Origin of the sequence: Streptomyces sp. KPB2 (assembly GCF_003950055.1) — a bacterium.
Classification (GTDB): domain Bacteria; phylum Actinomycetota; class Actinomycetes; order Streptomycetales; family Streptomycetaceae; genus Streptomyces; species Streptomyces salinarius.
Genome location: NZ_CP034353.1, coordinates 7,964,425 through 7,977,488 on the forward strand (window position 1 = coordinate 7,964,425; position 13,064 = coordinate 7,977,488).

9 protein-coding genes and 1 pseudogene are annotated in these 13,064 nt (G+C 69.9%); 8 read left to right on the forward strand and 2 right to left on the reverse strand.

What is annotated here, in order from left to right; genetic code table 11:
- Window positions 1-23: 23 nt before the first annotated feature.
- Window positions 24-1,649, reverse strand: coding sequence for a PfaD family polyunsaturated fatty acid/polyketide biosynthesis protein (locus tag D1J63_RS36050; protein WP_125634912.1), 1,626 nt, complete (start codon window positions 1,647-1,649; stop codon window positions 24-26).
- Between the two features lie 258 nt (window positions 1,650-1,907).
- Complete coding sequence (locus D1J63_RS36055) at window positions 1,908-3,023, reverse strand: SDR family oxidoreductase (protein WP_241235666.1); 1,116 nt, start codon at window positions 3,021-3,023, stop codon at window positions 1,908-1,910.
- A 243-nt stretch (window positions 3,024-3,266) separates the two neighbouring features.
- Between D1J63_RS36055 and D1J63_RS36060 the strand changes: the two genes are divergently transcribed.
- The 8 genes and pseudogenes from D1J63_RS36060 to D1J63_RS36095 all read left to right on the forward strand — a co-directional run bounded on the left by D1J63_RS36060 (window position 3,267) and on the right by D1J63_RS36095 (window position 13,016).
- Window positions 3,267-4,160: a class I SAM-dependent methyltransferase gene (locus D1J63_RS36060; protein ID WP_241235667.1), complete on the forward strand. Its 894-nt coding sequence runs from the start codon at window positions 3,267-3,269 to the stop codon at window positions 4,158-4,160.
- 57 nt (window positions 4,161-4,217) lie between these two features.
- Complete coding sequence (locus D1J63_RS36065; protein ID WP_125634916.1) at window positions 4,218-4,703, forward strand: TetR family transcriptional regulator C-terminal domain-containing protein; 486 nt, start codon at window positions 4,218-4,220, stop codon at window positions 4,701-4,703.
- 120 nt (window positions 4,704-4,823) lie between these two features.
- Window positions 4,824-5,704, forward strand: a pseudogene (locus D1J63_RS36070) (alpha/beta hydrolase).
- Window positions 5,705-5,960: 256 nt separating this feature from the next.
- The gene (locus D1J63_RS36075; protein WP_125634918.1) at window positions 5,961-7,472 is read left to right on the forward strand and encodes a carotenoid oxygenase family protein; all 1,512 of its coding nucleotides are present in this window, start codon (window positions 5,961-5,963) and stop codon (window positions 7,470-7,472) included.
- A gap of 282 nt (window positions 7,473-7,754) precedes the next feature.
- Window positions 7,755-8,219, forward strand: coding sequence for a hypothetical protein (locus tag D1J63_RS36080; RefSeq protein ID WP_125634920.1), 465 nt, complete (start codon window positions 7,755-7,757; stop codon window positions 8,217-8,219).
- Entirely contained in the window at window positions 8,216-11,362 is a 3,147-nt protein-coding gene (locus tag D1J63_RS36085) for a tetratricopeptide repeat protein (protein ID WP_125634922.1), read from the forward strand. The genes D1J63_RS36080 and D1J63_RS36085 overlap by 4 nt, the downstream gene beginning before the upstream one ends.
- Window positions 11,363-11,557: 195 nt before the next feature.
- The gene (locus D1J63_RS36090; RefSeq protein ID WP_125634924.1) at window positions 11,558-12,358 is read left to right on the forward strand and encodes a phosphotransferase; all 801 of its coding nucleotides are present in this window, start codon (window positions 11,558-11,560) and stop codon (window positions 12,356-12,358) included.
- Between the two features lie 217 nt (window positions 12,359-12,575).
- Window positions 12,576-13,016: a MarR family transcriptional regulator gene (locus D1J63_RS36095; protein ID WP_125634926.1), complete on the forward strand. Its 441-nt coding sequence runs from the start codon at window positions 12,576-12,578 to the stop codon at window positions 13,014-13,016.
- Window positions 13,017-13,064: the final 48 nt, after the last annotated feature.

The window sequence follows — 13,064 nt, forward strand, 5'->3', positions numbered from 1 at the left end:
TGCGCGGATACTCCTGCAGGGGGTCAGGTGAGTTTGCGGGGACGGAAGGTCAGGGCGGAAGCCGGTACGGAAAGCCCGAAGGTGCGCAGCTGGTGCGCGCGAGTGATCACGGCAGCGCCCTCCAGCAGATTCAAGGCGATCTGCGTGACGGTGCACCGGGACGGATCGGCAAGCAGGCTGCCCCGGGCCCAGTTGTTGAACGCGCCGAGCGAAGGGCCGGCCCACAACTGGTAGTCGGTGCGGCGCTCCGGCCGGCCCTCGATCGCCCATCGGCTGGCGCTGCCCACGTACCACCGGAATACCAGGGCCATCCGGTGCTTGGGGTCGCGTTCGGCTCTGGCCAGCTGTCCGGGGTCGCGCCGTAGCCAGAACCGTTCGGTGTCCGCCCAGATCGCGTCCAGGTCCGCGCCGAACACTTCGTTCTCCAGTCTGTGCCGCGTGTCGGCGGGGATCTCCGCCAGGGACCGGTGACTCCGGTAGACGTCGTACAGTCGCCTGGCGCGCGCCGCGAACAGGGTGCCCCTCGTCAACACCTGGACCTGAATGCCCTGCTCGAACATGTCCGCGGCCGGGGCCATGGCCACGTCGGTGACGCCGGCTCCGGCCAGCAGCTCCCGCGCGTCCGCGGACACCCCGGACTCCGCGGCCAGTTGGTTGACCGATCCGGTCATCACGTAGGCCGCGCCGAGTGCGAAGGCGCCGGCCACCGCTCCGGGGGTGCCCAGACCGCCCGCGGCACCCACCCGGAGCGGGCGGAGGAAGCCGTACCTGGCCACCAGGGTGTCCCGGAGCGCCAGCAGCTCGGGCAGGATCACGGACAGCGGACGGCTGTCGGTGTGACCGCCGCTGTCGGCCTCGGCAGTCACGTCCTCGGCGACCGGGACCAGGCGGGCCAGCCGGCCCTGCTCGGCGGTGAGGTCCCCGTCCCGGACCAGCGCGTCCAACAGCGCCTCCGGCGCGGGCGACATGAACTTCGCGGCCACCTCACGACGGGACACCTTGGCGAACAGACAGGTGTCCCTGACCACCCGGCCGTCGGCGTCCCGCCGCAGTCCGGCCGCCGCGCAGCGGACGACGGCGGGCGTCAGGTCCATGAACGCGGAGGCCGAGATCCGGCGTACACGGTGACGCAGCAGGATGTCGGCGACCTGTGACTCCAGTCGGGGCTCGCCGGGCGAGTGGATCAGATTGACGCCCCAGTTGGGCGCGTCGCCCAACGCCGCGGTCAGCTCCGTCACCGCCTGTTCCACCCGGTCGGGGGCGAGTCCGGCGGCGCCGAAGAAGCCCATGAGCCCGGCTCCGGCCAGTTCCGTCACCATCCGGGTGGTGGCGATCCCGTTGGCCATCTCCCCGGCCACGTAGGGAAACCGGGTTCCGTGTGCCTCGGCGAAGCCTCGGTCGCCGAGCCACTCCGGGTACACCGGTGGGGCCAGCCCGACGAGAGGGTGGCCCCCGCCGGGCCCGAGCGTCCCGCCCACGGCCAGTCCATAACCGGATCCGCCGCCCACCACGTACAACGGCTCACGGATCCGGGCCGCGCAGGCGGAGATCCCGGCCGGGTCGAACGCGGCCGGCTCCGGGCCGGGCCGCCAGCACACCTGGGGCGCGTCGGCGGCCCGTCCGGGCGTCTCGGACAGCGTGGTGTTCACCGGTCGGCTCCTCTCGGACGCGGCGTAGGCGCGGGCGTAGGTCCTCCGGCCGGCGCGTGCCCGTTCCCGGTGGGACCGGCCGGCCTGTGGCGACCGTCCGCGGCGGCACGACCGCCGGAGGGCGGGTTCGCCGGGTCCCCCGCCTGCCGGGTGGCCGCACTGCCGGGCACGGAGGAGTACGCCCGGGGACGCGACTCGGAGACTCCCGGGGAACGGCCCAGGGAGTCGGCCCGCCGTCTCGAAGCGGACCACAGCAGTTCAGCGATGCGGTGCCGGGTCAACCGGGGCAGCCTCCGTTCGGGGCGGGAGTCCGGACAGCAGGTACTCCAGGCTGATGTGTTCCGGGACGCCCGCCGGCCCGAGTCTGGCCCTCACCCGGGAGTCGTCGTACCGACGGTGGTGCCGCAGATAACAGAACACCCCCCTGACCAGTGAAAGGACCGACTCGTAGGGCGAGGGGTCGGGCAGCTCCGGCACCACTGCGATTCGGACCCCGGAGAGGTGCTCCAGCAGTCTTGCGAACAGGTCGACCGGTGTCTCCTGGCCGTGCACGACGTGGTAGGTCTCCACCCCGTCGGAGGGAGGAAGGTCGGCGATCCGGGCCATCACGGCGGCGGCGGATTCCACCGGCATCAGGTTGAGTTGTCCGTCCGGCCGCCCCAGGATCCGGAAGCGGCGGGTCGGGGAGAGGAGCACGTCCGGTGTCCGGCCGGGACCGAGCTGGCTCCGTGCGATGCCGGACAGGTTCCGCGTGATGTTCAGCAACGGGTGTTCCGGGAGATCCGGGTGGGGCGGCAGGCCGGTGGTCAGGACGCTTGGCCGGAAGATCGTCACCGGCCGGCCGGTGGCCCTCGCCCACGCGTGCACCAACTGTTCCGCCTCGAACTTGGACCGTTCGTAGGTGCCTTCGAAGCCGTAGGCATCGGTCAGTTCGTCCTCGTACACCATTCCGGTCCGACGCGCCCCGGCCACGAACGCCGTGGAGATGTGGAACACCACGGGGGTACGGCGTCCGGCCCCGGCCAGGTCGAGGACGTACCGGGTGCCTTCCACGTTCACCTCGCGCAGCGTGGCCAGGTCACCGTCGAGTGTGGTGTTCCCCGCGCAGTGCCAGATCGTGTCCAGCGAGTCCGCCAGTTCCTGGTAGTCACTCTTCGGCAGGGCGAGGCCGGGTTCGGTGATCCGGGCGGACACCACCTGGACGCGGTCGACGAGGCCCGCGAGGCCGGGGGCGAACCGGCCGAGGCCGCGGGCGATCCGCTGCCGTACGCGGTCGGGTTCCCCACGCGCGAGCACGGTGACCGAGGGGTGACGGCGCAACAACTCGTGCAGAAGCCGAAGGCCCAGGAAACCCGTGGCACCGGTCAACGCCACCCGCACCGTACCCCCCCGCTCTCGTCCTGATTCCGGCCCACGTTCTCACGCGGAAAGCGGTGGAACGAGCCCACGGGGACGGCACCACTCGTTGTGCTGATATTCCGGCAGAACCGTCGGCACACCGCCGCTTTCGTCGGTAAGCACCTGTTCTGTACCTGCGTCGGTACGGTCCGGCACGCCTGCATGCCCCTGAGTTCCGGGGTATTGCGAGCCGCCTGGAACACACAGGAAGGAACCCCATTGGGCCAGGACCGCCTTGCGGCGTCCTACGGCGACGCCAACCCACTGTTCCGGTTGTGCCGGCACCTGGGCTGGGGCGCACTGGTCAACCTCGGATACCACACCCTTCCGACCCTCCCCGGAATCGTCGGTGGGCTGGCTTGGTTCCAACGACGGCTCGAGACCAGAAGCCTGGCACTCCTGCACGTCAGTCCGGGGCACCGGGTGCTGGACGCCTGCTGCGGACGCGGCCACACCACCGCCCGGCTGGCTGCCGCGGGCTGTCACGCCGTGGGGGTCGACATCAGCGCCGACCAGATCGCACAGGCTCGCGCCCGGTACGGCGACGCGGTCCGAGCCACCTTCGCCGTTGCCGATGTCACCGACCTGCCGCAGACAGAGGGCATCCGTGCCACGGACGGCTCGTTCGACCGGGTGCTCTGCCTGGAGGCGGCCTTCCACCTCTCTCCTGCCGACCGCCGCGCCCTGCTGGCCGAAGCCTTCCGGGTACTGCGACCCGGCGGAAGGTTCGTCCTGGTCGACTTCGTCTGGAACACGGACGATCCGCCGATGATCCGGCAGCTCGATCCACTGGGCCTCGTACGCGAGGCGTGGCAGTTCGACGAGTTCGAGCCGCTGAGGCGCTACCTGAGGCACGCGGAGGAGATGGGGTTCGCCCTGCGGCGCGCCGTCGACTGGACCCGTCCGGTGATCGAAGGCTTCTCCCGTCTCGGCGCTCTCCTGACACGCATGGCGACGAACCGGGCCGGCCGGGAACTGCTGTGCCTGCGCTGGCCCGACTTGCGCGAGTTCAGCGAACAGGACTGGCGGCACACCCTCGCCAGTGTCGACGCCCACCGCTCCGTGGGACGCTGCACGGGCTACGTCGCCCTGGTGCTCGACAAACCGGTCTGATCACCACACCTCCGGCCGGCTCAGTCGCCGTTGCCCCTGGCCCTGGTCGCTCCACCGATGCCTTGCGCCTGCAGCCTGCTGTTGCCGGGCGACCGGGTCGCGGGCACGCCTGCTCACTCGCCTCGCAATCGGGCCGCGCTGGAGCACTACCGCACCACGCTGGCGGCGGCCGCCCTGCGCAGTCTGGAGGAGGGTGCGGACGTCCGTGCGGCGATCCGCGCCCTGCTGACGGAGCGGATCCGCATCGCCGCAGAGAACGACGGCCGGGGCTGCCTGGCCGTCAACGCCGTCTGTGAGCGACTGCCCCGGGACGCGGCGACGCGGCGCACCGTGCGCGAGATGCAGGAGGCGAGCCGGGAGGTGCTGGTCGAGGTGCTGCGGTCCGCGGTGGAGCGGGGCGAGATCGCGGGGCGGCATGACCCGGACAGGGTCGCCGCGTTCTTGATCACCTTCCTCAACGGGCTGCTGGTCTCCTCGAAGATCACGCCGGACGTCCGCAGCCTCGAACCGCTCGCCGAGCTCGCCCTGACCGTCCTCGACTGAGGCTCCCGCCGCCAGTTGGGCGTTCGCGTGCCCCAAATATGGAACGTGCGATACAGAAAATGCCGGTCCGGTCGACCGGGTCAACCCGCCGCACACATCAACGAGAGGAAGAACCGCGTCATGATGTACGACCACACCACAACACCCCTGCGCACCGGACGCGCTGCTGTCAACGGCACGCGCCTGCACTACCGGACGGCGGGGGACGGCCCCGCCGTGGTACTGCTGCACGGCGTGCCCAAGACCGGCTACCACTGGCGCCACCTGGTCCCGAAGCTGACGCCCCACCACACTGTCGTCGTGCCCGACCTGCGCGGTCTCGGCGACTCGGCCCGACCTGTCAGCGGCTACGACTCCGCGACGATGAGCGATGACATAGCCGAGCTGATGGTCCGCCTCGGACACGAGACCTACGCCGTGATCGGCGAGGACTGGGGCGCCGTGATCGGCTACCAACTCGCCGCCCGCACCGCGAACACGTCACCGCCCTCGTCTTCGCCGAAGCGCTGTTCCCCGGCTTCGGCTTCGAGGACCACACGGCCCTGACCCCCGAGAACGTCTCCGGCGGCATGCACCTGTGGCACCTGGGCTTCTACTTCCAGCCCGACGTCCCCGAGATGCTGATCGCCGGGCACGAACGCGAACTGATCACCTACATGATCAAGAACGAGCGCAGCCACCCCGACACCGCCACCCCCGACGCCGTCGAGGAGCACGTGCGCTGCTACTCCATGCCAGGCGGCATCCGCGCGATGCTCGCCGTCTACCGGGCGATGCTCACCGACGCCGAACAGAACCGGCAGGCCGCCCGGAAGAAGCTGGACATCCCGGTCCTGGCACTCGGCGGCTCCGCCTTCATCGGTGCACGCAACGAGGACCAGGCGCGGCTCGTGGCCCACGACGTCACCGGACACGTCTTCAACGCGGGCCACGACCTCGCGGAGGAAGTACCCGACGAGATGGCCGACGTGGTCCTGCCGTTCCTGGCGGCCCACCACTGACCGACATCCGTCCGCCGCCGCACAAGTTCCCGGCGCCCTGCTCCGTCCATGCGGGGGAGGGGCAGATGACGAAGCCGACCGCCTACTCCTGTCCAGAACCGTGCCCGCCGGCGTCCGTCGCGCCGCGGAGGGTGGTGCCAGCACCCCCGGGATTCGGGGCCTGGGACACCTGCTTCCGCACCGCTCGCGGAGGAGGGTTGGTCCCGGCACCACGAACCCGGCCACAGCCGGACACCGACACGGAACGGGGACCACGATGGCCAGTCACACGCGGCGGAAACTCCTCAAGGGCACCGCGGTCGCGGCAGCGGGCAGTGTGGTGGGGAGCGGCCTCGGGCCCGGCTTCTTCACGGCTGCGGCGCAGACGACTCCCGAAGCGCGGCGGAGCGGTAAGACCGGGGCGACCCCGTTCCTGGACGGAGCCTTCGCCCCGGTCACCGAGGAGTTGACCACCTTCGACCTCCATGTCGTCGGCCGCATCCCGCGCGACCTGGACGGCCGCTACCTCCGCAACGGCCCGAACGCGCTCGGCGTCGAGGACGTCCGCGCGCACCACTGGATGATCGGTGACGGAATGGTGCACGGGGTCCGGCTGCGCGGCGGGCGCGCGGAGTGGTACCGCAACCGTTGGGTGCGGTCCTCCCAAGTGGCGGCGAAGCTGGGGGAGACCTACCCGGGCCAGGTACCGCCGGACGACTTCGCGTGCAACACCCACGTGATCCCGTACAAGGGCCGCATCCTGGCGATGCAGGAGGGCGGGCCACTGCCGTACGAGCTGGACGGCGAACTCGGCACCGTGCGGCCCTACGACTTCCGCTCCACGCTCAGGGGTCCCCTCGCCGCGCACACCAAGTACGACCAGGCGGCCGACGAGCTGCACGCGATCGCCTACTACCCCACCTGGGACCATGTGCGTCACCTCGTGATCGATCGGACCGGCGGGGCCCGGCCCGCCACACGCATCCCGGTCGCGGACGCGCCGATGATGCACGACTTCGCGCTCACCGAGAAGTACGTCGTGATCGTGGACGTTCCGATCACCTTCGACGGCGCCGCCGCGGAGGCCGGCGCGATCGTGCCCTACGTGTGGAACGACAGGCACCCCATGCGCCTCGGGCTCCTGCCGCGCGCCGGTGGCACCACGCGCTGGTTCGAGATCGACCCCGTGTACTACTCGCACACCCTCAACGCCTACGACCACGGTGACACGGTCGTCTTGGAGTACATCGGTTTCCCGGCGCCGTTCTACGCCGCCGGACGCGGCCGGGGCGGACCCTCCGCGACCGGATCCCCCACGCTCGACCGGTGGACGATCGACCTGCGCGCCGACCGGGTCCGTCCCACTCGGCTGGACGACCGTCCGCAGGAATTCCCCCGCATCAACGAGTCCCTGGTCTCCCGACGACACCGCTATGCCTACACCGCGAGCGCGGCCGAGATGTGGCGCGCCTACGAGGCCGTCGACGGGGCGTGCCCGGACGAGAAGCTCGGCAACTACCTGGTCAAGCACGACATGCCGCGGGACCGCAGGCAGGTCCACCGGTTCCCCGGGGGCGCGGCGGTCAGCGAGCCGGTGTTCGTCCCGCGGCGCGGAGCGCGGGACGAGGACGACGGCTACGTGCTGTCGTACGTGAACGACCCCGATCGGGGAGCGACCGATCTGGTGATTCTGTCGGCCCAGGACTTCGACGGTCACCCGCTCGCCCGCGTCCAGCTGCCCGGTCGGGTACCGCTGGGCTTCCACGGCAGCTGGATCCCGGACGCCTGAGCCGGCCGCCGGGTGGAAGCGCTGCGCGGCGACTGGCTCAGCGGAGCTTCTTGAGCACCGTCGCCCGCACTGCCACGACGACGCTCCGGGTGCCGACGTGTTTCCCGTAGACAAGCCAGTTGGCATAACAGACAGTTGCTGATATGTACGTTCCCGTTATGGGTGGGGGGTGAACGGCCATGGTCCGCATGTCGTCGAAGGTGGAGCTGGCCTAGCGCCTCGTCCTGCGGGCCTACCCATTGGCTGGTCCGCTCCGCGTACCGAAGCAGGGAGACCTCGATCTTGGAGCAAGAAGTCGCCACCTTGGCCATGACGGGAGCAACCACCATCGTCGCCGCAATGGCGACAGGTGCTTGGGAGAACGCGCGCAATGCGACAGTGGCACTCTACCGCCGCTACGTCCCGGCTCAGCAGGCCGCCGTCGAGGTTCAGTTGGACGGCAGCGCCAGCCGGGTGGAAAGCGCCCAGGACACAGAGCGGGAGCGCGAGCGTCAGCTTCCCCGATGGCAGGACGATCTGGAGGACTTCCTGCAACGGAACCCCGAGGCCGCCGCGGAACTCCACGCCTTGGTGGACCGGATCCAGCAGGATCTGCCCGGGGCACAGCAGAGTTGGGCGCAGACCAACATCGCTCGCGATCACGGCATCGTCAATGCCGTGCAGCACGGCAGCCAGCACAACTACTACATGGACTCGTCCCCACCAGCAACGGCAAGGGCCGAAGGCTCGGGTGAGGTAAACGAATGAGTGAGGAGTCGGCCGGATCGCGTCAGCGCGAACCAGCAGTCTTCACGCAGGCCATCGAGGCCGGCAGCCGCGGCCAGGTCAACGCGGTCCAGCACGGTGACCAGTACAACTACATCTACCGCAACGAACCCCCCTATCGAGTGGAGCCGTTCCTCCTCACCGAACCGGCCCGGACGCCGGGATTCGCCCGGGTTCCCAGCCGTCTGCTGGCCGCCCGGTACAGGATCGTGCCGTTCCGGCAACGCCCAGAGCTGGATGTCCTGGAGTCATGGCGAGAGGACCGGTCACCGGGACTGTCGGTGCGGCTGCTTCATGCCGAGGGCGGTCAGGGCAAGACGCGTCTGGCCATCGAATTCGCCACTCGTTCGACACAGGCCGGGTGGTCCGTAGCGCTGGCCCGTCATCGTTCGGAGGTAGCCTCGGCTGGCGGCGGCGACGAGCACCTGACGGTACGCGCACCTGGCCTGGTTCTGATCGTCGACTACGCCGAACGCTGGCCCCTGGAAGACCTGATCGCGCTTGTGCGTCAGCACCGGGACGCCGCCCGCGACCGTTTGCGTATCCTCCTCCTCGCACGTCCCGCTGGTACCTGGTGGCAAAGCCTCGCCCATCAGCTGTCCAAGCTCGACATATTCGATGTCGACGCCGTGAAACTACAGGCACTCCCCAACACCTCTGAGGGACGCGCCGAGATGTACACCGCGGCCCGCGACCGCTTCGCCGAGATCTTCGACATCACGGACTCCGTCGGTGTCGCGCTCCCCAGGGACCTCGACGGTCCAGCATTCGGCCTGACGCTGACCGTGCACATGAGGGCGCTGGTCGACGTCGACGCGGCGGCCCGCGGCTGGACCGCTCCAGCCGGAAGCGACCAGGCCGCGCTGTCGTCCTACCTGCTGGACCGCGAGCACGACCACTGGCGGTCCTCTCACGATCAGGGACGCGGCCCGGTGCGCGTCACCGAACAAACCATGCGCCGCACGGTATACGTCGCGACCCTCACCCGCTCCCTGGACGCGGCCGACGCCGCGGCTGCGCTGGTCCGCACCGGCGTCACCGACACCAAGGCGGCGGCCGGCCACGTTTTGAACGATCACGCGTACTGCTACCCGCCCGAGGATCCCACCCGCGCATTGGAGCCGCTCACCCCCGACCGGCTCGGTGAGGATTTCCTCGCCCTCACCTTGCCCGGCAAGGAGGAGCAGTTCCGCTACTACGCCACCGATTCCTGGTCCACCACCGCGCCCGGCCTGTTGCTCGCACCAGCGGGGAACGACGCCGACCCCACCCCGTTCACCCGCCAGGCCCTCACCGTCCTCATCGAGACCGCCCACCGGTGGCCCCACCTGACCACCGAGCACCTGCAGCCGCTGCTGCGGCGCCAGCCGGAACTGGCCCTTACGGCGGGAAGCGCCGCGATCACCCGCCTGACCAAGCTCGCCGACCTCGACCTGGCGGTCCTGGAACGCATCGCGTCCAAGCTGCCGGACGTCAGCCACTTCGACCTCGACGTCGGCGCTGCGGCCCTGGCCCAACGCCTGACCGCCCACCGGCTCGCCGCCACCACCGACCCCGCGACCCGTGCGCGTCTGCTCCACGATCTCGCATTTCGCACCAGCAACGCCGGATTGCACACCACGGCCCTGCCCCCGATCGAGGAGGCGGTGGCGATCCGGCGCTCGCTCGCCGAGGCCGATCCCGCTACTCATCGGCCCGGGCTTGCCGCCGGCCTGACCATCCTCGGCAATGTTCTCGCCGACCTCGGCCGTCGGCAAGAAGCCCTTGCCGCCAGCAAGGAGGCCGCCGAGCTCTACCGCGATCTGGTCCGCACCGACGCCGTCGCGCATCTTCCCGACCTGGCGCTCGCGCTGACCAACCTTGCCGCCCGGCTCCATCATTCCGGACGGGGTCACGAAGCCATCGTGTCGGCCCAGGAAGCGGTGTCGATCCGGCGTCGGCTCGCCGAGACCGACCCCGGCGCGTATCTGCCCCACCTCGCACTCTCGCTGTCCAACCTCGGCGGTCATTTCGCTGAAGTGGGTCGCTTGCACGAGGCTCTCACCCCAGTGGAGGAGGCCGTTGAGCTCTACCGGCAGCTCGCCGCCACCTATCCCGCCGCCTACCTTCGCCCCTTCGCCGCCTCCCTGCACAACCTCGGCAACAGCTTGTCGGATCTGGGCCGCAGGCGGGAGGCTCTGGCCCCCAGCGAGGAGGCGGTGGCGATAGGGCGCAGGCTGGTCGAGGCGAACCCCGCCGCATACACTCCTTCGCTCGCGCTGGCACTGACCCTTCTCAGCTACCGGTATGCCGAAGGGGGCCGCAACCGCGAGGCTGTCGCCCCGGCCGAGGAGGCCGTCGACCTCTACCGCCAACTGGTCGGCGCAGGCTTCGCCGCCGCGCATCAAGCCGGTCTTGCAAAGGCCTTGGCGGCCCTCAGCGTGCGCCTGAGGAACGTCGGCCGTCGTGCCGAAGCCATGGCGCCGGCCGAGGAGGCCGTCCGCCTCTACCGCCAACTGGCTGAGGCCGACCCGGTCGTCCATCAGGCCGACCTCGCGTACACGCTGAGCAACGGCTTCGGAATCCTGCCCGTGGACCAGGTCCGGGAAGGCGCTGATCTGTACCGCCGGCTGGCCGAGGCGGACCCCGACCGCTACGCGTCTCGCTTCGGGCAATCGCTGATCAACCTCAGCATGGCGCTGGCGATTGTGGGGCGCACGGCGGAGGCGATCACACCGGCCGAGGAGGCTGTCGCCCTCAACCGCCGTTTGGCGGCGGACCACCCCACCGCGCATCTGCCCGGTCTCGCCTTGGCGTTGACCATCCTCGGACACCGCCTCGCACAATCGGGGCGCACGGCCCAGGCACTCCCACCAGCAAAGGAGGCCGCCGACATCTACCGTCGACTCGCCCGGACCGACGCCAACCCCGCCCTCCACCGGGACTGCCTCGTCCTGGCACTGACCGATGTCGGTACCCGCCTCAGGGAACTGGGGCGCCTCACGGAGGCCGACGCCTGGACCGCGGAGGCTGCCAAGATCCGCAGCAGCCGACCAGAAGCGGCCAACACCCACAACGCCGTCGACGTGCGCTCCAACCAGCACCCCTCCCGTCGGGCCGCTCCAGGTAGAGGTGGATGCCGATGACGTGGAGTTCCGTGCCGTGCGGCGAAGCCTGGCGCTCCTCCTGCTGGGCTGCCAGCGAGGGCCGATCGAAGTCTTCAGCGTGACGTCCTGGTGAAGTCGGTCCGGTGCGCGGTACTGGTCTTTCGACGGGCCGTCTTCTCGTGCCGAGTTTGCGGCCCGGCCCGCGCAGGTTGATCTGGCGATAGCGTGATTCTCATGACGGCTGAAGACGAGGCCCTGGTCGGCGGGATGGCGAACGCGGGGGCGGTCTTCCGGCGGGGGGAGTTGGTGGAGCGACCGGCACCACACAATGCGCGCGCCCTGCATGCCCATCTCCTTGCGCTGAAGGAGCACGGCTTCAACGGGGCGCCGAGCCCTGTCGGTCTCACCGCAGATGGCCGTGAGCAGCTGACGTTCATCCCGGGCGACGCGGCTCTGCCGCCGTTCCCGGACTGGGCGATGACGAGTTCTGCCCTCGAATCCGTGGGGACTTTGCTGCGGCGTCTGCATGAGACCAGCGCGGTCGCCGCGATCGACACCCGTGCCGAGTGGCCCCCGGACCTCGCCGACCCGGAGGGAGGAACGATGTTGTGCCACAACGATATGTGTCCGGAGAACGTCATCTTCCGCGACGGTCGTGCCGCGGCAGTGATCGATTTCGACTTGGCGGCCCTGGGCCGTGCCCTCTGGGATGTCGCTATGACTGCCCGCTATTGGGTGCCCATGCTCGATCCCGGGTCTGCGGCCGCACTCTATCCCCCTGGACTGGACGCGGCCGCACGGCTGCGGATGCTTGCCGACAGTTACGGCCTCTCGTCGAATGACCGCGCCGAGTTGCCCGGTGTCATCGAGCAGGCCACGGAGGTCTGCCGGGCCTTCGTGGCCCGCCGTGTGGCCGGCGGAGACCCTGTCCATCTCCGGGCGTTGGCCGAGCGTGGCGGATGGGAACGCTGGGACCGCATGCAGACCTGGCTGGTGGACCACCGCCAGACGTTCACGGCCGCCCTGCTGAACTGACCGTCCCGGACGTACGCGGACAGACTCACCGGCCGTTCTTGGCGCCGCGTTCGTCCTCGGCGGCCCATGAGAAACGCTCGTCGGCGATCCACTGACGCGTGCTGTCACCCGCATTGCGGGACGAATGGCAATGGCCGACTCCAGAAGGCCGCCCCGTGCAGGCTGCCGGCCCGCGACGAGTAGGCTGGCCGTTTGCCATCGGACCAGGGAGGTCGGTGTGGACTATGGCGACAAGCTTTTCTGGCTCTCGGTTGTGATTCAGCGCAAGTACGCGGAGGTCTGCGCCGAGTTCGACCTGACCCCCTCGCAGGCCACGTTGCTCTGCGCGGTCAGGAACGAGCCGCGGCGGATGGCTGACCTCGCCGCGTCGTTGGGTATGACCAAGAACGCATTGAGCCAGCTGGTCGATCGCACTGCGCGGCGCGAGTTGGTCGACCGGGCAAGCTCGGCGCAGGACCGCCGGGTCGTCATGCTCAGTGCGACGCCCACGGGGAAGGTGCTCGGCGAGGCCGTTTACGCCGCGGTCGCCAAGCGCCTGCCCGAGATCGCGAGGAATCTCGACGCCGACGACCAGCGCGACTTCGAGCGCGTGGCCACCGCCATCGTGGACACCTCGGATCTCTCTTCGGCCGCCTCGAACCAACCCACCACACCGTGAGGTTCCGCCGAACGCGCACGCGCACCTTGACGAGGTTCATGCCGTGAA